A 25,100-nucleotide genomic window follows, 5' to 3' on the forward strand; every position below is an offset into this window, starting at 1 on the left:
AATTCTGCCGAAGTTTTTATTTTTGGCACAAGCATACAAAAGAAGCTCCATTCCATTGAACGCCAGGTTCAATGGAATGGAGCTTTATTGTGCATACAACCTATTCCCTGTGGCAGTTCGTGATGCATTTACATAACCCTCTTTTATTCCCATTCCACATCTCTTTTAATAATTCTGGCCGGTACTCCGGCCGCCAGGCAATTGGCTGGCACATCTTTCGTGACAATCGCGCCGGCAGCTATAATTGCGCCATCTCCAATCGTCACTCCTTTTAATATCGTTGCCCGCAAACCGATCCACACATGATTGCCGATCGAAATGGGCTGGCTTACGGTATGGTCACCGGATAAAATGCTGTGATTATCCGAATCCCTGATGACGACATCTTCAGAAATGGCTACATCATCTCCGATCGTAATGTTGTTGAAACAATAGATTCTGGAATTGGAATTCACGTAACCACTGCCAAGCTGGAGGGTTGCGCCTTCCGCTATGGTAATAATGCAGCCATCGTATACATCAAACCCGCCGGTTACTATCAACTTGCTCTCCTGTTTGGAAACCAGGCTTGTCTTATTGTGGGTGATTCCATTCCAGGTTATGCCCAGTCGGAGGCGTCCATTCAGTTCATGCAGACTGCTCGGATGTTTTTTTACTTTGGTATTCCTATAGACCCTCAATTTTATTTTCCGTTTATCAAAGCCCTTGTTCAGCCTGACAGTGGACACTAGATCCAATTCCTTGAGTCCGTTTAATGAATGAGAAGCCATGTGCATTCCTCCTGTATGATCAGCTGCTGTATCAGGCCTGTTTTCTGCCCGCCAGTTTACCGAGAAATAAATTCTTGAAATAAAGAAATTCATCGTTTTTCCGGAAGATAAGGATATAAACGATATTAATGATGAAGATGTTGATAAGGCAATTGAGGAGAAAGGCATTGATGGTGATGATTCCCTGCAGGTCCCTGGTCGCAAAATAAGACAGCAGGAGCGGAATGATCGCCAGACTGAAGTATTTGAAATACATGATGAAATAATATTTCAGTTTCACTTTAAAAATATATTTGTAGACCACTAACGGCTTCACCCAGAAAACCACCAGCAGGTTGCTGATTAAAGTACCGACAAATACCCCGGGGAGGCCCATAATTCTTACCAGCAGGAGAGAAGCGATCAAGTTGATGAGGGCCTCGGCAATGGGGGCAAAGCGATCCTGGTGATGCAAACCGCCAGCTTCCTTGAATTTTTCGACCGATGCCCGCATCAATGAAAAGTAGAAGTTCAACAGGATCAGGCTGATGGTAAAGGTATCCAGAAACTGAGTGTCATCCAGCCACAAAAGGACAAATTGCCTGAGCGTATTGAACAGTGAAATCAGCGCGAATGAGACAAGCCAAAAGCTGAAGAAGAACACTTTTTTATGTACCTGATATATTTTATCTTCTTCGCCCTCTATCAATAGATTTCCGATGCTTGCTGTAATTCCATTTAATCCGGCGTAGATCATGGTGGAGATGGAGCTGATGATCATATTGTAACTGTTGAATACCCCTACTACCGTCAAATTTATGTAATAGGAAATAACCAGATTATCCGTACTGAAAACGATAACCTCACCAACTTTATGCATGAACAGGGCTTTTAAATTTTTGGTGAGAGAGGCTTTGTCTTCTCTGGTAATCTGTTCTTTCCCCGTATAAAGCCATCCATATCGATTTCTTACGTACTGGTTCATGATGATGAGGTAGATGATGCCGATAATCACTTGAATGATGAGGAAATAATAGAAACTGGCATAAATATTCAGCAGCAGCACTTGCAGAAAAGCGGCGACCAGCTTCGAAATGGCCATCGCTATGGTGAGTTTATAACCGTCCTGCGCAACAATGAGGATGCTGAGTTTGGCTGAAAAAAAGTAACTGAGTATGGAATTGGCCAAAAAAAGCAGGAAGTATAGTTGCGCATCCAATGGATTGATCTCATCCTGCACAAAAACATTCAAAAACGGGAGTAAAGCCAGACCGATTAAGAAAATAGTCAAACCGATCCCCCGGTAGAATCTGGTGTAAAAGTTGATGTAAGCACGGACCTTTTCATGATTTTCGTCAGCGAAAGGCTTGTATAACGCATAAATGATTGCCGAAGAGATGCCGAGCTCAGCCAAAGCGAACAAGCCGATTATACTCATATACAAAGAGCTTAAACCGAGAAGTTCTGTTCCCAGGGTTTCGAGAAATACCTGGCGCACGATAAGCGTAGGGATGAGACCGATTAAAACTGTAATAAACCCGACAATGAAATTCCGGCCCGCTTTTTTAGTTCTCATCAAATTACCTCGAATCGGAGTCAAATTTCTGGTTAAAACTTAATGACCGGTTTTTGTGGATTTTTTTTCCTGAGCGCCTTTACATTCTTCACGACATTTCTTGCGTAAAAAGAGCAAAGGGGAGACAGCTCAAATAAGGTGATTTTCCATCTGATTGCTGTACCCATGGATGCTTTTGAATTTCGGTACGGGTTGCTGCAAAAAGTATCTTCCAGCATTTTCAGAATGGCATCTTTATTTTCTGCTTTGCTGTTTTTCACATGATAATGAAATTCGATCAATTTTCTCAAATAAGTTTCTTTTATAAAGAGCGAGTGTTCAGGGAGCCGCAATTCTTCCAACAGGCGTGCGAATTCATCAAATCCCGTCAGTTCATCCTGTATCCGTTTGAGATTTATGGGCGCATTCATGATGCTGTCCGGTCTTTCACGCAAGTAATTATGCATGGCCTTATCTATATAGACACACTTCTTGCTGGCCTGGATCACTCTTGGAGTGAAATACAGGTCCTCTACTATCTTTCCTTTTATAAACCTGAATTTCTTGACCAGCTCACTTTTAAATAATTTGTTCCAAACATTATGTGTAGGGAAGAAATTATTCTCAATTTTAGCTATGGCTTTAATAGCCCCCACATTGTCGTAAACTGCTATCTTTCCAGTAGATCCATCTTCAATCATATGGTTATAGATGTTTTTGAACCTGCAGATGGAAATATCCGCGTCATGCAGAATCAGCAAATCGTGCAGCACCTCATACATTTCAGGGTCCACCCAATCATCACTGTCCAAAAAAGCGATAAATTCACCGGTTGCTGCGTCCAGCCCTGCATTTCTGGCATCAGATAATCCGCCGTTTTGTTTGTGGATGACTCTGATCCGGGAATCCGTGAGTTCAAACAAATCGCAGAGAGATCCGGAGCTATCTGTTGAACCGTCATTAATGAGAAGGATCTCCAGATTTTTGTAAGTTTGATTAAGTACAGATTCCACACACTTTGTTAAATAGTCTTCCACGTTAAAAACGGGGATTATAACAGTGATTTTATCAGTCATTTGGAGCACTTCCTTTAACGTTGATTTCGAATCAATGAGAGGGGTTGAACTATATCGGAAGAGGGATTTATGGTTGGTTCCAGATAATTATTATCAATATTAAACATATTTTATCATAAGGAATACAAATTGCGTAAATTATTAAGAATATTCTGTTTAAAAAGGGATTGGGACTCCGGGAAATCGAATTGCACACAAAAGAAACCGTATCCTGAGACCCCAAAGGGCCCTGGATACGGTTTTTGCATATTTATTTGAAAACATAAACAGTTCCTAATGTGTGGGTGCCTGTAGTCTGTCCCCTTATAACTGCTGTATCAGGCCTGTTTTCTGCTCACCAGTTTACCGAGAATCAGATTTTTGAAATAAAGAAATTCCTCGTTTTTCCGGAACATGATGAGATAAACGGTATTAATGATGAAGATGTTAATAAGGCAATTGAGGAGAAAGGCATTGATGGTGATGACTCCCTGCAATTCTCTTGTCGCAAAATAAGACAGCAGGAGCGGGATGATTCCCAGACTGAAGTATTTGAAATACATGATGAAATAGATTCGCAGTTTTACTTTAAAAATATATTTGTAGACCACTAATGGCTGCACCCAGAAAACCACCAGCAGGTTGCTGATTAAAGTACCGACAAATACTCCGGGGAGACCCATAATTCTTATCAAGATGAGGGAAGCGATCAAGTTGATAATGGACTCAATGATGGGTGCAAACCGATCCTGATAATATAGGCCGCCAGCTTCTTTGAATTTCTCGACCGATGCCCGCATCAATGTAATATAAAAGTTCAACAGGATCAGGCTGATGGTAAAGGTATCCAGAAACTGAGTGTCGTCCAGCCATAAAAGGACGAATTGCCTGAGTGTATTGGACAGCGAAATGATGGCAAAGGAGACAAGCCAAAAGCTGAAAAAAAATATTTTTTTATGTATCTGATATATTTTATCTTTTTCGCCGTCAATTAAAAGATTGCCGATGCTTGCTGTAATTCCATTTAACCCGGCGTAAATCATGGTGGAAGCTGCAGTAATAATCATGTTGTAACTATTGAATATCCCTACTACCGTCAAATTTATGTAATAGGAAATCACCAGATTATCCGTACTGAAAACCACAACATCACCAATTTTATGCATGAAAAGAGCTTTTATATTTTTGACAAGAGGGGCTTTGTCTTCTTTGCCCAACTTTTCTTTCCCTGTAAAAAGCCATTCGTATCGATTTCTTACATACAGGTTCATGGTGATGAGGTACAGAATGCTGACAAGCAATTGAATAATGAGGAAATAATAGAAACTGGCGTAGATATTCAGTATCAGGATTTGAAAAAAGGCGGCGACCAGCTTGGAAATGGCCATCGCTATGGCTATTTTATAGCCGTCCTGTGCAACAATGATAATACTGAACTTGGCTGAAAAAAAGTAAGTGAGCAGAGAATTGCCCAGAAAAAGCAGAAAGTATAATTGCGCATCCAATAGATCGATTTCACCTTGCACAAAAACATTCAAAAACGGGAGGATTGCCAAGCCTATTACGAAAATAGTCAAACCGATCACGCGGTAGAATCTGGTGTAAAAATTGATGTAAGCTCGAACCTTTTCATGATTTCCTTCAGCGAAAGGTTTGTATAACGAATAAATAATTGCGGAAGAAATGCCGAGCTCAGCCAAAGCAAGCAAGCCGACTATACTCGTATACAAAGAGCTTAAACCGAGAAGTTCTGTTCCCAGGGTTTCGAGAAATACCTGGCGGACTATAAACATAGGGATAAGACCTATTAAAACTGTAATAAACCCGAAAACAAAATTCTGGCCCGCTTTTTTAGTTCTCATCAAATTACCTCGAATCGGAGTCAAATTTCTGGTTAAAACTTAATGACCGGTTTTTGTGGATCTTTTTTCTTGAAAATATTTATGCCATTAACCACGTTTCTGGCGCAAAAGCAGAAAAATGGAGATTGTTCAAATAAGGTGATTTTCCATCTGGTCGAAGTACTCTTGGATGCTTTTGTTTTTCGGTAGGAGTTGCTGATAAAAGCATCTTCCAGCATTTTGAGGATTTTATCTTTATTTTCTGCTTTGCTTTTTTTAACATAGTAATGAAATTCGATCAATTTCCTCAAATAGGTTTCTTTTATAATCAGCGAATGTTCAGGAAGCCCCACTTCTTCCAATAAGGCTGCGAATTCATCAAACCCCTTCAATTCATCTCTTATTCTGGAGAAGTTTATGGGCGTATTCATGATGCTGGCCGGTCTTTCGCGTAAGTAGTTATACATGGCCTTATCTATATAGACACACCTCTCACTGGCATGGATCACTTTGGGGGTGAAATAGAGGTCCTCTGCTATCTTTCCTTTTAAGAACCTGAATTTTTTGACCAGCTCACTTTTAAATAATTTGTTCCATACATTATGTGTAAGGAAGAAATTGTTTTCAATTTTAGCTATAGCTTTAAGAGCCCCAATATTGTCATAGACTGCTATCTTTCCGGTAGATCCATCTTCAATCATATCGTTATGTATGTTTTTGAATCTGCAGATGGAAACATCCGCTTCATGAAGAATCAGCAAATCGTGAAGCACCTCATACATTTCCGGATCCACCCAATCATCACTGTCCAAAAAAGCGATAAATTCACCGGTTGCTGCTTCCAGCCCTGTATTCCTGGCATCAGATATTCCGCCGTTTTTTTTGTGAATGGCTCTGATCCGCGAATCCGTAAGTGCAAACGAATCACAGAGGGATCCGGAGCTGTCTGTTGAACCATCATTTATAAGAAGAATTTCCAAATTTTTATAAGTTTGATTTATAACAGATTCCACACACTTCTTTAAATAGTCTTCCACATTATAAATGGGGATTATAACAGTGATTTTATCAGTCATTTGGAACACTTCCTTTAACATTAATTTCGAATCAATGAGAGGGGTTGAACTATATCGGAAGAGGAATCTATGATTGGTTCTGCATAATCATTATCAATATTAAACATATTTTATCATAAGGAATACGAATTGCTTAAATTATTAAGAATATTCTGTTTAAAAACTGGTAGGGATTGTCGGAAACCGAATCGCACACAAAATCTGCCGTATCCAGAGGCCCTAAAGGAGCCCAGGATACGGTTTTTGCATATTTATTTGAAAACGTAAACAGTCATAAATACGTGGGTGACTGTCACCAAAACAGGCCCCAAAACAGACCCGAAATTGTCACCCAATATTGCATTTGTTACCCCCAATTTATTTTTATTTCTTTTTCGAAAAAGAGGGTTGAAAAGAGGAATAATCGGTTATGTAAAGAGAAACCAACTCCAATCTTCCGTTGCAGAAACCCTTGGAGCCAGACCACTCAAGCCCCTTGCCAGTTTGAAACTAGAGGAGGAGTACGAATGCCGTACATGAAAGATCAGGGAGATTATCTGGAAATTACATCAGGAGCCTCAAGGGTGATTTTTACGAAGCAATGCAAACTTACGAGAACGATCAATGACCTGCTCGTTGGGATGTTCTTTGTGTTCGGCAGTTTGCTCAACATTCTCAATACAGCCGAATTCTATGGCAATACGCTGTACCTCCTCGGCAGTTTGATCTTAGCCAGCCGCGCCGTCGGCAGTATCAAAGAAAACATCACGGTGGAACACGAAGTGAAGGAAACGAATGTGGACGAATGGTATATTTGACTGATTTGATGAGGAGCGTTTACGGAATAACTTGCTCCGAATTTGTGGAATAGGAAGTGAATCGAGTTGGTGAAAGGCCATTTTCGGTGAACGTGTGGGTCCGTCGGAGGTGGCTTTTTGTTTTGGAAAAGAAGATTTCGAAGGAGCGAAGGGTGAAAACGCCAAGCTCTGTCGTCCTGAAATCCTCTGTATGTTATAATGATTGGATAAATTTCACCTATGAAATAAGTCTGATTATTTAGGAGGATTCCTTTGACCAAAAAGATTCTAACAGGTTTGTTGTTGCTGGCCATCATTATTGCAGGTGTGGTGCTGGTGATGACGTTAACGAATGAAGAAGACATTGTGCCGCCGGAAGTTCGCGGGGTGGAGACGGGTGTCCATAATGAACCGGTCACTCCGATTTTCAATGAAGGCACGGCGCTGTTGAACGGCGAGAAGTTCAGCAGCGGAACCACCGTTGCAGCAGACGGCACATTTGTGCTGGAAGTGACGGATGACAGCGGGAATACGACGACCAGGGAATTCACGATTGACCAGACAGCGCCGGAAGCGCCGGCGGTCGAAGAAGTGGATGATCAAACGGAGAACGTAACCGGGAAAGCGGAAGCGGACAGCAAAGTGAAAGTATGGTCGGACGAAGAGCTGCTGGCTGTCGGGAGCACGGATGCCGACGGCGCTTTCAGTTTGCCGATAACGCCGCAGCCTGCAGGTTCCACCGTGTTTGTTGCCGCAATTGATGAGGCGGGCAATCAAAGCGGTAGGAAGGAAGCCCAAGTCCGCGACGTCACCGCGCCGAGTGCGCCGGAAGTGGCGGAAGTGTCGGATCAGCATACGACTGTCAAAGGGCAGGCGGAATCCGGCGCAACTGTCTTCGTCTATACCGGAGAGGAGAAGCTGGCCCAAACGGAAGCGGAAAACGGAGAGTTTTCCGCAGCGGCCGGCAATTTGGCGGCAGGTGACGAATTGGCGCTGCATGCAGTGGACGATGCGGGTAACAAGAGTGAAACGGTGACGGTGACGGTCCGGGATCGCACGGCCCCGCCTGCACCGGAAGTCAAAGCGGTGACAGAAGAGACAGCCACCCTTTCCGGAAATGCGGAGCCGGGAGCGACGGTGCAGGTTTTTGCCGGCGACAGCAAGCTCGGTGAAACCACGGCAAACAGCAACGGGGCATTCGAAGTGGACATCGGCCGGCAGGCGAACGGAACGGAACTGGCCGTCACGGCCACCGACGCCGCAGGCAACAGGAGCGAAGTGCAAACCATGAAAGTCACCGGGAGTGGCGGTGCTGCAAATCCCGGTGGGGGAAACCGCTCTGCCGTGGAACCGACCTATATAGACGGCATACTGGTCGTCAACAAAAAGTACGGCCTGCCGCAGGACTATGCCCCCGGCATCAACCCGACAGCCCAGTCTGCGCTGAACCGGATGATTGCAGACGCTGCAGCAGCCGGCCACGAACTCAGCGTCATCAGCACTTACCGTTCCTATTCGTATCAGGCGGGGCTTTACAACCGCTACGTCAGTTCGCATGGCGAAGCGCAGGCCAAACGGTTTGCCGCGCAGCCGGGACACAGCGAACACCAGACGGGGCTTGCGTTTGACCTGGGAGGCACAGAAAGTCAGGATGATTGGCTGAGCGGCTCCTTCGGTGACACGCCGGCGGGCAAATGGCTCGCAGCGAATGCCCATAAATACGGTTTCATCGTCCGTTACCCGGAAGGCAAGGAAGCCATCACCGGCTATATGTATGAACCCTGGCATTTCCGGTACCTGGGCGTCGAAACGGCCACCGAAGTTTACAACAGCGGCTTGACGCTCGAAGAATATCTGGGCATCAGCGGGAGCTGAATGGTGCAGGTTCGACAGAAGACGCGGGTGAAAAGTGATTGATCCAGGAAAATTCAAAACTTCAAAAAACCTTTGCGCGTTCCGTGCAAAGGTTTTTTTCGTGCTGCTTCTTAAATTGTGTGGGTGACTGTCACCGGCACAATTTGCCCGGTGCCTAGAGCCAGCAGGTTTCACCGAAGGAGGCAGTTGAATTGTGTGGGTGACTGTCACCTCAAGCGGTCACCTCAAGCGCCACCACCAACGCCCCCAAACCGACCCAAAGTACTCGCCCACCCAGCAATTCATCTGATCAAAAATCCCTATTTTTTGATACTTTAGACATATTCTTTACCCATTAATAGGTGATATAATAAATTGATTTTATCACCATATGATTCAGGGGGAAGAGAAAGTGGGAAAAGTATTTCAGAGAAGTTTAGTGGTTGCATTTGCTGTCCTGTTGATGTTCACCGCGGCGCCACAGGCGAACGCAGCTCATTTTTCAGACGTAACAAGCTTTAAGGAAGAGATTGAATTTTTATCCGGTTTAAAAATTATTAACGGTTATCCGGACGGAACTTACCGCCCGACCAGTCCGATTTTGCGTGTTCAGGCAGTAATGATGATCATGCGTGATTTGGGACTGGCGGAAGGAGATTTTCCGAATCCGGGATTCACCGATATTCGGCCTGGTGACATGGGGTATGAGGATGTTGCCGCTGCTCATTATTACGGCCTGATTTCCGGGAAATCAGCCACCGTTTTCGATCCGAAAGGCCACTTGACGCGTGAAGAAATGGCCAAAATTTTGAGCAATGCGTATGAACTTGGCGGCTTGTATCCTCCAGGGTTTTCAGATGTCAGCAATCAGAGCTGGAGTACGCCATATGTTTACGCATTAGCGGCAAATGGTATCACGAATGGTTATCCGGATGGCACATTCCGTCCGAAAGTGACGATTGACCGGGGCCAGTTCGCCGCTTTCATGGCGCGTATCCTGAACCCGGATTTTATCCCTTTTTCACCTGCTCTGGCTGATACTTATCTGGAACAGGCTTTCGAATACCAGATTATCGATGTGGTGAAGGAACCCGGACAACCTGTTTTGCATTTGATAGACGGGCTGACAAACAGCCTGGTGAGCATCAATTATGAAACTTATGAAACCAAAACAGCGAAACTGCCGTACGATGCGGAAAAGCTGGCCTATGCCAATGGCAAAGTGTATGTGACCCAGCATAAACAGGGCCATATATATTATTCGGGTGATGCTATCCAGTCCGGTGCTTACGCAATTTTTGATGCGGAAACTTTGGACATGATCAAGTTATGGAATATTGCTCTGGATCCATACGATATCGAAGCGGATGACCTGGGGCGTGTCTATATTTCCGGCGGCTCCAATCAGTGGACGAGCGTAATCAGCTACGATTCGAATACAGGGGCGATTGTTTCCGAGCAGGGAATTTATATGTCTACACTGATAAAGTTGACTCCTGACCAGCAACGGCTGATGGCAATTACAACGACGTCGTCTCCGCGGAATGTTTATTATTATTCGATCAGCGAAGGGAAGCTCCAGCCGGGAACTAAATGGGGATATCACGGAGACTATTCAATGACCACGGATATATTCCTGACGCCTGACGGCAAATACATGGTGAACGGAACGGGCAATGTCTTCAGCCAGCGTGCGTTATCCCACGTCGGAACACTGGACCGCCAATTCACAAGTGTGGCGGTGGATACTGTATACGGTGAGTTGTATACGGCCAATGGCACGAATTTGATAACTGCTTATGGTTATCCGGATCTTGGGGCAATGTATCAGATGGTTTCCTATGGAGATATCCAGCACATGTTCTATGACGAGCAGTCAGATCAACTCATCGCTTTGACGAAGGTGAAGTTCGGAAAATCCACCTATAATTACATGGGGATTGAGAAAGTTATTTTTTATGTTGAATAAAAGAAATGAAGAGGTTGGCTGACAGGACAAACGTGTCCCTGCACCTACCCCCATTTAAATGCATAAAACCGTGTCCGAAAACCTGCAAAAGGTTTTGGACACGGTTTTTTTGCTTTCTTATATATAGAAGGAAAAGGGATTTGAACATGACTCCATGAGGCAGCTTCAAGGAGTGGAACAAATGGGTTGACGAAAAACGATTACAGTTGTAAACTAAAGTCAATCGATTACAAGTGTAAACGAAATGGAGGAATTTTGATGGAGACGGAAGAGAGAGTGGAAATGACCGCTTCGGAGCGGGAAGTCATGCGCGTCGTCTGGACGCTCGGCAATGCGACGAGCAAAGACATCGTCGATGTACTGGAGATGAAACGGGACTGGAAGCCGGCAACGGCCAAAACCTTTATCGGGCGGCTCGTGAAAAAAGGCATTCTGCTTGCGGAACCGGAGGGGAATAAATACATTTATTCAGCCGCGATCAGCGAAGAAGACAGCGTAAAAACAGAGGCGGACCGGTTTTTTGAGCAGATCTGCCACAAGCAGGCGGGCAGGACGATCGCCGACATGCTGGCGGGTGCCACACTGAGCCATCAGGATGTGGAACTCCTCCAGGCCGTGTTGGATGACAAAAAGAAACAGGCGGTCGAAGAAGTGGCATGCAATTGTGTGCCGGGCCAGTGCAGCTGCAGTACTCCACGATAAATTATGGATGAGGTGAAATGATATGGAGAAATTACTGACGATCGAAGGGATGACGTGTGCATCATGCGCGCAGAGCGTCGAGAAATCCGCCGGGAAATTGGCAGGTGTGGACGAAGCGAGTGTCAATCTCGCGACAGAAAAACTGAAAGTCCGGTTTGATGAACAGGAAGTTTCGATCGAAGAGATTTACGACGCGGTGGAACAGGCCGGCTACAAAGCGCTTGCCGCAACCGAGACGAAAACCTTCACCATTAAAGGCATGACCTGTGCATCCTGCGTTCAGTCAATCGAGAAAGCGACAAGAAAACTCGACGGCGTCACCGAATCGAACGTTAACCTGGCGACGGAGAAGATGGTCATCCGCTTCGACCAACAGCAAGTCACTGTTGCCGACATCAAAGCGGCAGTGGCGGATGCCGGATACGGGGCGGTCGAGGAAGTGGACACCGAATCATCCGCCGATGGGGACCGGGCGAAAAAAGAACAGCACATCCATTCGCTGTGGCGGCGCTTCTGGCTGTCCGGCGTCCTGACGATTCCGCTGTTATTGCTTGCGATGGGACATATGGTCGGCATGCCGCTTCCGGAAGTACTGGATCCAATGGTGAATCCGGCGAACTTTGTGCTGGCGCAATTGGCGCTGACGATTCCGGTGATGGTGCTCGGCAAGAGCTTCTTCACGGTGGGCTTCAAGACGTTGTTCAAAGGCCATCCCAATATGGAGTCCCTCATTGCGCTCGGAACCAGTGCGGCCTTCTTCTATAGTGTCATTGCGACGGTTTTTGTCCTGATGGGCAACACGGGCTATACGCAGAACCTCTACTACGAAACGGCGGCGGTCATTTTGACGTTGATCACTCTGGGGAAATATTTTGAAGCGCTGTCCAAAGGGAAAACGTCGGAAGCGATCAAGAAGTTGATGGGCATGGCCCCGAAAACAGCAATTGTCGTCCGCAACGGTGTGGAGACGGAAATTTCCGTCGACGCCGTGGAAACAGGCGATGTGGTCATCGTCAAACCCGGCGGGAAATTGCCGGTCGACGGTGTCGTCGTGGAAGGTGCGACAGCCGTCGACGAATCAATGCTGACGGGCGAAAGCATGCCGGTCGAAAAAGCAGTCGGCGACCGCGTCATCGGAGCGAGCATCAACAAAAATGGCACCATCCGCTACGAGGCGACGAAAGTCGGCAAAGACACCGCCCTGGCGCAGATCATCAAATTGGTGGAAGATGCGCAGGGTTCGAAAGCGCCGATCGCCAAAATGGCGGACATCATTTCCGGTTATTTCGTGCCAATCGTCATTGCGATTTCGCTCCTTTCCGGTCTGGCATGGTATATCGGCGGGGAGACGGCCTTGTTCGCCTTCACCATTGCGATTTCCATTCTTGTTATCGCCTGCCCGTGTGCCCTTGGCCTTGCAACGCCGACCGCCATCATGGTCGGCACCGGCAAAGGCGCGGAGCATGGTGTCCTGATCAAAAGCGGTGGCGCACTTGAGACGACACATGCCATCGACACGATTGTCTTCGATAAAACCGGGACAATCACCGAAGGGAAACTGACGGTGACCGATGTGCTGCTTGCCCAGGACGGTTTGTCGAAAGAGGAACTTCTGAGCCTTGCCGCTTCAGCTGAAAAAGGTTCGGAACATCCGCTCGGCGAAGCGATTGTCAAAAGTGCAGAGCAGCAACAGCTGGCGCTAAAGCCGGTCGAACGGTTCAAGGCCATCCCGGGCCATGGCATCGAAGTCTTCATCGACAGCAAGCAAGTGCGGCTCGGCAACCGCAAACTGATGGACGATCACGGAATTGGACTGGGCGACTTTGCAGAAGCGTCCGACCGCCTGGCGAACCAGGGGAAAACGCCGATGTTCGTCGCGGTGGACGGCGAATTTGCCGGCATCATCGCAGTCGCCGATACGGTGAAACCATCGAGTGTCCACGCCATCCGTAAGCTGCAGGACATGGGCATCGAAGTGATCATGCTGACGGGGGACAATAAATTGACCGCCGCAGCAATCGCCAAACAAGTCGGCATCGAGCACGTGTTGAGCGAAGTGCTGCCGGAAGAAAAAGCGAATGAAGTGAAGAAACTGCAGGCGAAAGGCAACAAAGTCGCGATGGCCGGTGACGGCATTAACGACGCACCGGCGCTCGCACAGGCCGATATCGGCATCGCTATCGGTTCGGGAACGGATGTTGCCATGGAATCTGCGGACATCGTCCTGATGCGCAGCGATTTGATGGACGTGCCGACAGCAATCCAGCTGAGCAAATCGACCATCCGCAACATCAAGCAGAATCTGTTCTGGGCGTTCGCCTATAACGTGCTCGGCATTCCGGTCGCAATGGGTCTCCTTTATCTGTTCGGCGGCCCGCTGTTGAATCCGATGTTTGCCGCTGCGGCGATGAGCTTCAGTTCCGTCTCGGTGTTGCTCAACGCGCTGCGCCTGAAAAACTTCAAACCTGCAACGGTTTAAGCGATCCGCCTGGCGGAAAAGCTATTTATATAGAAGGAGTGTGAAGCGAGATGGACAAAGGAATGGAACTGGTCCTCTATACGCGGCCGACCTGTTCGGACTGCCAGGACGCCAAAGCCTACCTGGCACAGGAGAACATCCCGTACGAACATAAGGATGTCGGCGCCGATCCGGCCCTGGAAGAGGACATGAAGAAAATATCCGGCGCCAAGATCGTGCCGGTCTTCGCGTTCTATAAGAAAGGCCTGTTCGGCAAAAAACTGACGGACAACTTCATCGGCTTTGAACGCAACCGGGACGAAATCCTGCGTTTATTGGATCGAAAATAGCGAATGCCCCTCCAACAGCTGGAGGGGCATTTTTTTATGGTGAAAAAAGTTTTTCCGGCCACCGGAGTGGCGGAGGGAAGATGTCCTGTCGTATTCAGTTCTTATTCAATTGTCTCCACCGAAACCAGCTCAGCCTGGACAATGTACCGGTCGGGAGCAGAACCGACAAAATCGAATGGGTAACAAGTGGTCAGCGTGAGCGTCGGCTTGTTTTTATCGACAATAACGGTTCGGTCTTCCGCGTCCGTGATCCACATGTCCCGGATCTGGTAATCGTATATATTCCCGTCATAACTGGCATACAGATGATCCCCTTCTTTAAGGGAGCCCAGCTGACTGAATACGGTTTCGCGGTGACCTGACAGCACTACATGGCCAGGATGGTCAGGCGTAACGGTCCATTGGCTGTCATACATGCCCACACCCTGTTTCAAAGTATCTTCACCGGTGCCCCAGTAGACTTCATACTGTGTACCGATGCGGGGAATGTTCAGTGTTCCCACTTTGTCGCCGGTAGTGTAATCAGGCGTTTCGGGTGTTTGCTCAGCCATTTTCTTTTTAGCGGGAACAGCCAGCTGCTGCTGGTAAGTCGTGTGTTCCCAATTCCCGAATTGTTCCGGAACTTCATCCGTGGTATGGGTGACTGCCTGGGTTTGCTGCCATAAGGAATAGCCGCTCCAGGCAACTACCATGAATCCGGTAAGCAAAAATAAAATGCCGATTTTTTTCATCTGCCTCATCCTTAGTTAGTGAACGATGACTTTCTGCGTGAGAAGAGCATAAGTGCGCCAACTGCCATGACAGCGCCACCGAATGCCATCGCGTTTGGAAGAGAGGACGCTGTGTCCGGCAGTTCTCCACCATTTTCCGTAGAAGACACAATATCCATACGGTCACCGAAAACCCATTTGCCGGCTTCATAGCTGTAAGTGATGGTTAATGTGTATTCTCCTCTTAACGGATTTTTACCTTCCTGGGTCAGCTCGTACTTGTCGTTGCTGATCCGTTCCAGTGTATAGTCTTCATCCGGATTCAAACGGATGGGGCCCTCCGTTGGGATCAGGTATACGTTGCCATTCTCTTCCTTAAAATAAGTATCCAAATAATGGTCTGCCAATGGCCAAACCATGATGCTTTTGTACGCTTCCTCTAACTGGTCCAAAGACTCATACTGTTTCACTTCGTAATCTTCAGCCGGTTCCAGGTAGATTAAATCACTGAACTGCTGCTCCAACTCTTTGACCGGGGGTTCGCCGTGATTCTCCGCGAAAACTGAGACCTGCATTCCTGTAAGCGTTACCAAAAACAAGACTGCCACAACTAATTTTTTTAACAAAAATAAAACCTCCTTAAAAGTAGTTACATTCCTTTCATTCCTTGGATTTGTCGTTCTAAACATAATTTTGCAATTTTTTTAATGAATTTGAAATTTATTTGTAAAGTTGCATTCCAGTGTCAGAAATAACCCCTTTTTTGTAAGATATTTTGGTCCGAACAATCGGACAACGAAACAATTTGAAAAATTGGAATATCCGCGAACTGTTGGCTATTGGGCCGGCAAACAGGTATCATAAAACCAACAGTTGCAGGCTGCATGGCATTTGGTGAACCTCGATAGGAGCCATAAGCTTATGGAGTATTGCAAAATCAATTATCGAAAAGGAGGCTACCCAGTGCCTTATTTATTAGGAGAAAAATTTAAACTGTTTACCTTGAATTCAAACCCCGAATTGGCCCAGGAAATCGCCGACTTGCTCGGCTGTGAGCTCGGCAAAAGCTCCATTACCCACTTCAGCGATGGGGAAATCCAGATCAACATTGAAGAAAGTGTCCGGGGATCGGAAATTTATCTGGTTCAATCGACATCCCAGCCGGGAAATGAACACGTCATGGAATTGTTGATCATGATCGACGCATTGAAACGGGCTTCTGCGGAAACCATCAATGTCGTCATTCCTTATTACGGTTATGCGCGGCAGGACCGTAAAGCAAGTTCGCGTGAACCGATCACCGCGAAATTGGTGGCCAACATGCTTGAAAAAGCAGGCGCCACCCACATCATCACAATGGACCTGCACGCTCCCCAAATCCAGGGATTCTTCAATATGCCGGTGGACCAGCTGCAGGGCGGCAAAATCTTATCGAAGTATTTCCAGGACAAGAAACTGGAAGACGCCATTGTGGTTGCTCCGGACAACGGCGGTCTGGGAAGGGCGCGTAAACTGGCAAGCCACCTGGACGTGCCGATCGGCTTTATCGATAAACGCCGGATGCACCCCGGGGAACCCGAAGTGGTGAACATTGTCGGGGACATTGAAGGCAAGAACGTCATCATTATCGTGGACATCATCGATACCGCCACCACAATCTCGCTGGCTGCCAACGTCCTGGTGGAAAAGGGTGCGAAAGCGGTTTACGCCTGCTGTACGCATGCCGTCCTGTCAGGCGAAGCGGTGCAGAAGATCGAAGAATCGTCCCTCACGGAATTGGTTGTGACCAATACGATCCGCGTGCCTCAGGAAAAACGCATTCCGAAAATCACGATCCTGTCCGTTGCGCCGTTGCTCGCCGAAGCGATTGAACATGTCCACAATGCAAAACCGGTCACTCCGTTATTCGAATGAAGTCGAGCCGAAGTGCCGGAAATGATCCTTTTTACAACCGTTAAATGCAGGCAAAAAGCAGCCGCATCCGGAAACCCCCAGGGGTTTTGGGTGCGGTTTTTGCATGGATTTTTTTCGAAATGGCTGTAATTTTTTTTTTAAAAACTATTATTTTAAAGTCATGTTTTGCAGAAAAATTGAAGGGCTTTTGTCACCGGGTATATTGAAGTAATTGGACACGGAAGGAAGCGCTTTTCCATCTGCTCCATCCCAGTGGTCGAATTGAAACTTATTACAGTAATGTTACAGGCCGTGAAACATTATCTGCAGGAGGCAGCCTTACCTGGGCGGAAGTGGAAGTTGATTTAATTTTGTTAGGAAGTAGATCTGAGAAAAAGTATAGAAGAAAAACAATAAGATTTCTGAATAATTAGTCTTTTTTAAAAGCTGTTTACATATTTTAGAGCATGGTATAGGTTAATGGTATCGATAAAAGAAAGGAAATGATAAATTTTTGTTTAATCATAGGTAAAACGTTCAACTTTCAGTTATGAAAACGAAAAGATTGGAATGGTAAGCAGGCAAAAAAATAACTGGTTTGATTTTTTAATTTTCAGTAAATAACGGACGATTTGAAGGCTGTGACCAAATCTTATCACTGAACCTCAGACAACGGCGCGGGAATTCCACACGCAGGCACCAGACGGATATCCTGTCAGTAAACTTATTGAAAAGAGCAGAAGGAGTGGGCAGAGTGACAGAAACGAATTCCCTGTTAGTTATGGCTGAGCAAGTTGACGGATTTAAGGGATCCGAAGTCGAATTGAACCCGGAGTTTTGGAAACTTCAAAAGAAACGGCTGGTCAAAGTGCGTAAGCGTCCAGGCAAGTCCGGCAGCTGGTCTGTGGACTTGTCAGTACCCCTTAAGATCTTCCGGGATGACCGGGAGGCAGTAAATGGAGCGGAAATTTTTCTCCTGCCCGAAGAACTGGCCCTCTTTACCCGGACCCTTATCAAGCATCCTGTTTTGCTGCCCATAAATTACTCGCAGCAGCTGGCGATGGAGCGCGGGATGTACCGTCTGCGTTTGCAATCCCAGGAGCCTTTTGAAGATTTTACTGCCCGCCTTGCAGCAGCGCTCCGTAAACTGGGGTAGCAGGAAAGAGCAGTTCTGCATACGCTGCAGCGGAAGCTCTGGGGTCTGATCTGAAAAAGCGACCCTTCAGTGGAAATCCACAAACAAGTATTTCAGTACCCGTAATCGCATCATGAATGGTAAGTGCAGGAATGGAAATCGCTGAAAAGTGAATCGCTGCCGGTTTTGTGACAAGGAGTGCATTAAACAATACTGAGGAGGATGAAACGGATGAATACTATGATTAAAGAAGAAACAAGAATGGATGCCCCAGCCAAAAACTATCTGCAAATGTACATGGACCACATCAACGGCTACAAACAATACAAAATGGAAAAGGATTCCCAGTCCGCGAAAACAGTGAAATTTCCACGCGCGGAGAAATGAAAATCATGTTCCTGAGGCAGAGACGTTTCAGGTGCAACTGAAAAATGGATAGAAAAAAGCCGTATCCAGAAAACCACACAGGTTTTTTGGATACGGCTTTTGTATGTTAATCGATGTTTGGTGTGTCCACTCCGAAGTCCGGAGCGTTTCGTTTTTTGGTGGCTTGTTCGTAGGAATAGGCCAGTTCGATCAATCGCGGTTCGCTGTAAGCCTGTGCGCTGAAGGTGATGCCCACCGGAAGGCCCGTGCCCGTATAGCCCGCTGGAACCGTGATGGAAGGGTAACCGGCTTTTGCCGGCATGCCGGCGCCACGGTTATCCTGAAACAGCAGCGCATCCAATTCCTGTTCGGCCATGACGGCATCGATGCCTTCAGCCGCTGCCGTCCGCAAATCGGTTGCGCGGTGTGCCAGATAAGTGGGATCGGCCGGATCTGCGCTCATCGACTGCGATTTTTCCAGTTCCGCCTGCCCGAACTTCATCCGGCGTTCCGGATCCTGTTTATTGAATTCGATGACGTCAGCCAGCGATTTGACCGGTACGTCATCGGGTACGGTGCGCAAATAGTCATTGACGCCCCGCTTGAACTCATACCAGAGGACGTCTGATTGAAACGGTTCTACGGGAATCGTCACTTCTTCGACCGTTGCACCCTGCAGCCTCATATGTTCGATGGCCCGGTCGACGATCGCCCGTTGTTCCGGGTCCTCATCGTTCAGGAAACTGATGTCGACCCCGATGCGGGCGCCTTTCAGGCCATCCGTTTTTAAATGGGGGGTATAGTCGGACAAGACCTGTGCGGCACCCGGTTGTGTGGCCGGATCCCGTTCATCGGCGCCGGTCAGCACGCCCAGCAGGATGGCAGCATCCGCAACGGTCCGAGCCATCGGTCCCGCTGTATCCTGGCTCTCTGAAATTGGGATGATGCCGGAACGGCTGATCAGGCCGACCGTCGGTTTGATCCCGACGATGGAATTGGCACTGGCCGGACTCAGAATCGAACCGGAAGTTTCGGTGCCGACTCCGACAACGGCAAAATTCGAAGCGATACCGGCACCGGTGCCCGAACTCGAACCGCCGACATCTCCGGCTTTGAATGTCGCAACGCCGTATGGGTTCAGCACCTGGCCGCCGAGAGCGCTGTAGCCGCTCGGCCCGTCTTTCGACATGAAGTATGCCCATTCGCTCAAGTTGACCTTGCCGAGGATGATGGCGCCCGCTTGCCGGAGCTGCGCCGCCACAAAGGCGTCCTGCCGCGCAAAATTCTGCTGCAGCGCAATGGTTCCGCCCGTCGTCGGCATCGGATCCGTCGTTTCGATGTTGTCTTTCAGCAGGACCGGGATGCCGTACAGCGGCCCCTGGCCATCCTGGCCGCGCATTTCATCCAGTTCGGCTGCGATTTTCAGTGCATCGGGATTGAGGGCCAGGACCGAATTGATCTTCGGACCGTTGCGATCGAACTTTTCGATTCGGTCGAGATAGCCTTGGACCAATTGGACTGAAGAGAGTCTGTTTTCTTTGAATGCCTGCTGAATTTCATTGATTGTTGCTTCGGTGATGTTGAATGCTGCAGTTTCCATCTGTTTGCCCCTTTGCTGGTTAATAAGATCATATGCTAAGTGTACACAATTCAACGTGCCTCTGCATCAGACTGCAGGGCCCGTTTATAATTCCCCGGGAAAGGGAAGTTACATACTAATGACAATTTTGAGGGAGGCAATTCGATGAAGCAGAATATCGGTACCTACAATGCGGTGCTACGCATCACAGGCGGTTTGACATTGCTCGCTTATTCCACAGCCAAAATGGCGCGTGAAGGCACATCCGGAGTTCAGCTCGGGCTGGCGGTTGCAGGCGCGCAAAAAGTCGCGGAAGGCATCACCTATTATTGTCCGGTTGCAGATGCATTGAATTTGGAAGGCTCGAAGTTCCTGAAATAACAGAAGGTATCCTGTAGAGCGATCCAGCGATTGGCCGAACAAAATGGGCGGTATTTCAAATAAAACTGAATTATCAGATTAATTTGTTTCCATTCGGGGTGGATAGGTCTATGATAGGGATAAAAGGAGGCGGAGTATCTATGGATGCTGTCTTTGGGCTTGTGCCCATGTTAATCCTTTCTGTTATAGCGGTCGTTCTCATCCTGGCCTATTTTTTCTTCCATCGCTGGGCCAAGTAAAGCGGAAAACCGAAACGCCCCGGAACAAGCCTGGCGCCTTTTCATCGAACAGCGCGTCCTGCATGAGCGGCCATTCAGGTTTTGTGCACCAAATGCTTGCTAAAAAAGGCGCATCCAGAAACCGAGATGGTGAAAGGATGTGTCTTTTTTCTGCATGATTGTGGAAAGCGGATAGCTCTCATCGGCTGCTGGGGCTGCCCGTATACCATGCCAAGTGAAGGGAGTTGATCGGCTGTGGACAGAAGGATGATGATGGGAATCACCGGCGGTTTTACAGGTTTCGTTACCGGACTGATTGGCGGAGCTTTTCTCGGTTTGGTCGTGGGGGGAACTTTTCTGGGTGGCTTCAACATCCACGAATCCACCGGGCTTGAAGGGTATGAATTAGCCGCATATGTCGGGGCTGGAATCGGCGCCATTGTTCTGGCCGCAGTGGGCGTGAAAATCGGAAAGAGAGCTGCTGACAGGAAGCAGCAGGAAAGGTGAGCATGCACTTCCTGAGCCGATGCCGGCTGGAGCAGGCATTGTTGTCTTCCGGCATTTATTTATTTTTTTATAAACTATTATTTCAGACTCCCTATTAGTAAAAACCTTCACGCGTTTTAGGCAGGTGCCCGTAAGGAATGAGAAACGCCCGATCCATGAATTTTTCTATCGCTTCCATTGAAGTACATGGCTTATCGGCAAGCCATGGCGGAAGAGGAATTGTATCACTCAGACCGATGCGAAAAGAAGATGCGGGAACTTCCGTGTCTTCTTTTTGTATCATCAGATTTTGGACGGGACAGGTAAAAGTATAGGAAAAAAACATATAAGAATTCTGAATAAGAAGAATATTTAAAAAGCCTTTACATGTTTTCAACTATACTATAGGTTTAAGGTAGCGGTAAAAGTTAGAATATATCAATTTTTTATCGGATGGAAGAAAAAATGTCTGTATTTTGATGTGCATTCGTTGTATGCCCGTTCGAAGCACTTGGTGTACTGGGAGAAAAGTAAAGAAGAATCATGATGGAATGGGAGGAGGGAAGTGGAAATGGAAAAGATGGAGCAATTGCCTCAACAATCGGTTGGCTATTTTTTTCTCAGATCCAAAGAGGTGCATATTGAAAACGGAGCGGCTTTTATCACTTTCTTTGTTCGCCTGACTAGGGAAACTTCCGTCAGGAAAGAAGGCAAGGAACAAACCCGGGTCCAGGCCGTATGGGTGGACATAGACGAAGTGATGGAGGGCCACGCATCTGAAAAAGCAAGAGCATTGCCTAATTGTATGCAGCGTTACGAACTCTCGCAAAGCGTCTTCTACAGCTTATGCCATTTATCCAAGAGTTGTCCGGAAGAGCTGTTTTACATCACTCCCTATCACCGGAACTCCACGCGCAAGGAGTTCATCACTTGAAACCGCAACATCCTGAATGGCCGGAGCGACGGCCCTCACTTGAACAACAGCGAAGCCAAACAAAAAATGCCTTTCCGACGAAAAGTCGGAAAGGCATTTTCTTTTCTAAAAAACCAGTGGGTTACGCCCTGGCTGAACCATCCAATGCCTGTGGCCGATTTGCTTCTGGGCTACCGGTGGAGCCGGACGGGGTGTGTGAAGATTTTCTGATCAGGAATGCGATGATGATCCAGCTCAGCACCGAAATGATTTCGAATTTATAAACCAGGTGACCTTCAAAAACCTGCAAAAACAGGATGGCGATGAAGTAACCCATGAGAATCCGGAAATCGTAGTCGATCACTTTTGTTTTGCCGATGGCGTACGCCAGGGAAAGCAGGAAAATACCGACTAAGATTAAACCGATAATACCGCCTTGATAAAAAACTTGGACATAGAGGTTATGCAAATACCCACCCAATTCCGGGAATTCGGAGTTATTGCCTAAGCCTGTCCAAAACATGCCGTTTTGAACAACTGCATCGAGAGCTTCATTCCAAATTCTGTCTCTCCCGGAAAAGAAATTTTTCCCGGTTATGTCAAGGCTTAAGTCATTAAGGATTGTGCCCAGTGCCGTGTGGTTTAAATAGATATATAAACCGGTTGCCAGCGGACTTAAAACGACAAGGGAAGCAACGATTTGAAATGTGTAGCGATACAAATACTTTATCGCGAAAAACACCAGGCCAACGATGAAGAATGCCATCATGGCGGTTCTGGAAGTCGCGGTAAACAAGGTGATGATCAATAAAACCAGGGTATAGATATTAAGTGAACGCAGCACGATGTTTTTTTCTTTCAGATTTATCAGACAGAAAAACAACAACAGAAAAGCGATGATGCCATTGGAATTGGCGGCGATCAAGTTGTTGAAAGACAACAGGATCGGCAAAAACAGCACATTCGCGTAGATGAAGACGAAGACAATCCACAATCTTTTGTCGATGATCCGGTTTTTGAAAAACATGATAGCGGTAAAGAGCGAAACGATGATTAGAAAGTAAACAATGTATTCCACTCTCAATGGGCTGCTGCCATTGATGTTCAGGACATAATAGACGGAGAAAACCAGCAACGACCCGAAGACGAGCACGTTATTCCGGTTCGGGATGATGTCCCTGTCAAAAAGAAGATGGTAAACCACCGCCACCGCCAAAATGATAACGGGGAAAAGAAGCGATTCCTTGCTCATGAAATGGTGCACCGTAAACTGCATCCCCATCACGATAAGGGTGATCAATATAATAGCCGAAGCAATAAGCTGTGCTGCCGGCCGGATTCTGGTCAGTTCCAATTTTTTCACCTCAAACTCAATTTTGCGACAGAGAATAACTCTTGAATGTCTCAAATCACACAATTTCTATTATATAACAATTATTGAGTTAGAAGGCAGCAGCAGAAAGGTTTATTTTTTTGAAAAATGGCTGATTATAATTACTGTTTATCGGGAAGAATCGCCCTTACGCACCATACGGAATTCTGAAGATTGCTTTTTTAAAATTTATATTGAAATAGGAATATTCTTAAAAATAGTATTTTACTGGAAGAAGGCAGGAGTCAGAATTTAATAAAAATTTGTCCTTTGGTTTTTGGTTGGAAATAGCAATTCCATCCAAACAACTCCTGAACCAAGTAGAGGGGAGGCATAGGGGACTTCCCCAGTGCTTCATGCCGTTCTTTTTCAACTTCCTTTCATCCAAAATGTGCTAAAAAAGTAATGATTTTATTTGGATTTGCTGGACAGCCGAATAGAGATTCCTTATACTATTATAATGTGCGACGGCGTATTTGAGTGCCGGGTATAAAAAAAGATATAATCCCTCTTCCACGAGTTCAGGTTATCAATTGGAGAATCCTTGTGAAAAATTTAAATGAAATCAATATCATACGGGCCATCATGTGTCTGGCCATTGTCGGGACACATTCCATTTCAAACTACTTGCGCAACATCGAAGTCGACCAGGCTGCCTACGACCAGTACATCATCTGGATCCGCTTTGCGCTGCTCTGTTCAACTCCCATCTTTATTCTGCTGTCCGAAAGCCTGATTGCCAAAAACTATCCCGACGGTTTGAAAAAAGGGTTCTTTGGCAAACGGATCAAGTATATTCTGGTTCCTTACCTGTTGGTCGGCTTGGTCGTCAGCTACAAAAGCGCCGGCGGGGACCTCGCTGTATTCATGGAAGTTGTCCAGCGAAAAGTGATTTATGGGCAATGGTACGGATTTTTCGTCATCGTCATTTTCCAGTTTTACATACTGCACCGGCTGATCGGGAAGTACCTGGCGCGCGTCAATCCGATCGGGCCGATCCTGATTTCATTCGCCATCTCATTCACGCACGTCTATGCGTTCGTCCACATGGAGGCGTATCATGATCTGATCGTGAATGTGTATCCTTTCTGGTATAAAACCAATATTCTGATGTGGCTGTTCTATTTCATCGTGGCGTTTTACATCGGCCGCTACTATGAGCAGCTCGTCGGTTTCCTGACCGCAAAACTATGGGTTCCGCTGCTGATGGTACTGTTCAGCTTCGGCATCATTGTCTTCAACTACAAAGTGATGGACTATGGCCGGATTTCCAGCGAACGCTACGACATGCTGCTGTACTCGGTCAGCGCATTTTTACTTTTGGTGGCGCTGATCCGGAAATTCAATTTCAACAGCGGCACCCTGGTCATGATCAGCAATTTCTCGTTCTTCATCTACTTGACGCATATGATTTTCCTGCCGTATTTCGTCAAGCTGTCCATGACATTCGGAGAAAGCTTCTTTGCGTATGTCATTTCGATGTCTTTCCTGACCATCGCCTCCTGTATCGGCGTTGCGTTCCTGCTGTATCAAAGTCCGTTTACCCGCTACTTCACGGGCAAGATCAAATACCTCGAGCCCAGCATGCCGAAACCGAAAACTGCGCGCATGGAGCCGGAGTATGCAAACGAAGGGCGATAAGCACAATAAAGCAAAAAAAAG

The 25,100-nt window shown here is 46.9% G+C and carries 22 protein-coding genes; 13 read left to right on the forward strand and 9 right to left on the reverse strand.

Features of this window, described 5'->3' with window-relative positions:
* Positions 1–143: 143 nt before the first annotated feature.
* From DIJ65_RS06750 to DIJ65_RS06770, 5 genes are all read right to left on the reverse strand, one after another.
* Entirely contained in the window at positions 144–770 is a 627-nt protein-coding gene (locus DIJ65_RS06750; protein ID WP_185959504.1) for an acyltransferase, read from the reverse strand.
* 31 nt (positions 771–801) lie between these two features.
* Positions 802–2,325 (reverse strand): lipopolysaccharide biosynthesis protein, encoded by a 1,524-nt coding sequence (locus DIJ65_RS06755; RefSeq protein WP_117300333.1) that lies wholly within the window; start codon positions 2,323–2,325, stop codon positions 802–804.
* A 32-nt stretch (positions 2,326–2,357) separates the two neighbouring features.
* The gene (locus DIJ65_RS06760) at positions 2,358–3,380 is read right to left on the reverse strand and encodes a glycosyltransferase family 2 protein (protein ID WP_117300331.1); all 1,023 of its coding nucleotides are present in this window, start codon (positions 3,378–3,380) and stop codon (positions 2,358–2,360) included.
* Positions 3,381–3,697: 317 nt separating this feature from the next.
* Positions 3,698–5,221, reverse strand: a complete 1,524-nt coding sequence (locus DIJ65_RS06765) for a lipopolysaccharide biosynthesis protein (RefSeq protein ID WP_117300330.1) — start codon at positions 5,219–5,221, stop codon at positions 3,698–3,700.
* Positions 5,222–5,253: 32 nt separating this feature from the next.
* Positions 5,254–6,276 (reverse strand): glycosyltransferase family 2 protein, encoded by a 1,023-nt coding sequence (locus DIJ65_RS06770; protein WP_185959505.1) that lies wholly within the window; start codon positions 6,274–6,276, stop codon positions 5,254–5,256.
* A gap of 506 nt (positions 6,277–6,782) precedes the next feature.
* Here DIJ65_RS06770 and DIJ65_RS06775 point away from each other — a divergent pair.
* The 6 genes from DIJ65_RS06775 (at position 6,783) to DIJ65_RS06800 (ending at position 14,385) form a co-directional block, all read left to right on the forward strand.
* Positions 6,783–7,073: a YrhK family protein gene (locus tag DIJ65_RS06775; protein WP_117300326.1), complete on the forward strand. Its 291-nt coding sequence runs from the start codon at positions 6,783–6,785 to the stop codon at positions 7,071–7,073.
* 252 nt (positions 7,074–7,325) lie between these two features.
* Complete coding sequence (locus tag DIJ65_RS06780) at positions 7,326–8,927, forward strand: Ig-like domain-containing protein (RefSeq protein WP_117300324.1); 1,602 nt, start codon at positions 7,326–7,328, stop codon at positions 8,925–8,927.
* A 391-nt stretch (positions 8,928–9,318) separates the two neighbouring features.
* Positions 9,319–10,875, forward strand: coding sequence for an S-layer homology domain-containing protein (locus tag DIJ65_RS06785; RefSeq protein WP_185959506.1), 1,557 nt, complete (start codon positions 9,319–9,321; stop codon positions 10,873–10,875).
* Positions 10,876–11,133: 258 nt separating this feature from the next.
* Positions 11,134–11,577, forward strand: a complete 444-nt coding sequence (locus tag DIJ65_RS06790; protein WP_117300320.1) for a CopY/TcrY family copper transport repressor — start codon at positions 11,134–11,136, stop codon at positions 11,575–11,577.
* A gap of 22 nt (positions 11,578–11,599) precedes the next feature.
* On the forward strand, positions 11,600–14,056 hold the full coding sequence (locus DIJ65_RS06795; protein ID WP_117300318.1) for a heavy metal translocating P-type ATPase: 2,457 nt from the start codon (positions 11,600–11,602) through the stop codon (positions 14,054–14,056).
* A gap of 50 nt (positions 14,057–14,106) precedes the next feature.
* A complete protein-coding gene (locus tag DIJ65_RS06800; RefSeq protein WP_117300316.1) occupies positions 14,107–14,385 on the forward strand; it encodes a glutaredoxin family protein in 279 nt (92 codons plus the stop codon).
* Between the two features lie 101 nt (positions 14,386–14,486).
* Here DIJ65_RS06800 and DIJ65_RS06805 read toward each other — a convergent pair whose 3' ends face one another.
* Together DIJ65_RS06805 and DIJ65_RS06810 are read right to left on the reverse strand one after the other, a co-directional pair.
* Complete coding sequence (locus DIJ65_RS06805; RefSeq protein WP_230321297.1) at positions 14,487–15,116, reverse strand: class D sortase; 630 nt, start codon at positions 15,114–15,116, stop codon at positions 14,487–14,489.
* A gap of 11 nt (positions 15,117–15,127) precedes the next feature.
* Positions 15,128–15,721 carry an LPXTG cell wall anchor domain-containing protein gene (locus DIJ65_RS06810; protein ID WP_185959507.1) on the reverse strand — a complete coding sequence of 198 codons (594 nt, stop codon included), beginning with the start codon at positions 15,719–15,721 and terminating at the stop codon, positions 15,128–15,130.
* Between the two features lie 295 nt (positions 15,722–16,016).
* Between DIJ65_RS06810 and DIJ65_RS06815 the strand changes: the two genes are divergently transcribed.
* From DIJ65_RS06815 to DIJ65_RS16285, 3 genes are all read left to right on the forward strand, one after another.
* Entirely contained in the window at positions 16,017–17,009 is a 993-nt protein-coding gene (locus DIJ65_RS06815) for a ribose-phosphate diphosphokinase (RefSeq protein ID WP_260678691.1), read from the forward strand.
* Between the two features lie 733 nt (positions 17,010–17,742).
* Positions 17,743–18,144: a hypothetical protein gene (locus tag DIJ65_RS06820; protein WP_117300310.1), complete on the forward strand. Its 402-nt coding sequence runs from the start codon at positions 17,743–17,745 to the stop codon at positions 18,142–18,144.
* Positions 18,145–18,354: 210 nt separating this feature from the next.
* Positions 18,355–18,510 (forward strand): hypothetical protein, encoded by a 156-nt coding sequence (locus DIJ65_RS16285; RefSeq protein WP_185959508.1) that lies wholly within the window; start codon positions 18,355–18,357, stop codon positions 18,508–18,510.
* A gap of 106 nt (positions 18,511–18,616) precedes the next feature.
* On the opposite strand, the gene DIJ65_RS06825 is transcribed toward DIJ65_RS16285, so the two are convergent.
* A complete protein-coding gene (locus DIJ65_RS06825; protein WP_117300308.1) occupies positions 18,617–20,089 on the reverse strand; it encodes an amidase family protein in 1,473 nt (490 codons plus the stop codon).
* Positions 20,090–20,233: 144 nt separating this feature from the next.
* Between DIJ65_RS06825 and DIJ65_RS06830 the strand changes: the two genes are divergently transcribed.
* The 3 genes from DIJ65_RS06830 (at position 20,234) to DIJ65_RS06840 (ending at position 22,087) form a co-directional block, all read left to right on the forward strand.
* Complete coding sequence (locus DIJ65_RS06830) at positions 20,234–20,449, forward strand: YgaP family membrane protein (protein ID WP_117300307.1); 216 nt, start codon at positions 20,234–20,236, stop codon at positions 20,447–20,449.
* A gap of 473 nt (positions 20,450–20,922) precedes the next feature.
* On the forward strand, positions 20,923–21,174 hold the full coding sequence (locus DIJ65_RS06835) for a hypothetical protein (RefSeq protein WP_142836479.1): 252 nt from the start codon (positions 20,923–20,925) through the stop codon (positions 21,172–21,174).
* Between the two features lie 550 nt (positions 21,175–21,724).
* Positions 21,725–22,087, forward strand: a complete 363-nt coding sequence (locus DIJ65_RS06840; protein WP_117300301.1) for a hypothetical protein — start codon at positions 21,725–21,727, stop codon at positions 22,085–22,087.
* Positions 22,088–22,208: 121 nt separating this feature from the next.
* Here the strand turns inward: DIJ65_RS06840 and DIJ65_RS06845 are convergent, their stop codons facing one another.
* A complete protein-coding gene (locus DIJ65_RS06845; protein ID WP_142836480.1) occupies positions 22,209–23,420 on the reverse strand; it encodes an O-antigen ligase family protein in 1,212 nt (403 codons plus the stop codon).
* A gap of 564 nt (positions 23,421–23,984) precedes the next feature.
* Here DIJ65_RS06845 and DIJ65_RS06850 point away from each other — a divergent pair.
* The gene (locus DIJ65_RS06850) at positions 23,985–25,079 is read left to right on the forward strand and encodes an acyltransferase family protein (protein WP_117300297.1); all 1,095 of its coding nucleotides are present in this window, start codon (positions 23,985–23,987) and stop codon (positions 25,077–25,079) included.
* Positions 25,080–25,100 lie beyond the last annotated feature (21 nt).

Source organism: Planococcus salinarum, from assembly GCF_007004625.1.
Lineage (GTDB): Bacteria > Bacillota > Bacilli > Bacillales_A > Planococcaceae > Planococcus > Planococcus salinarum.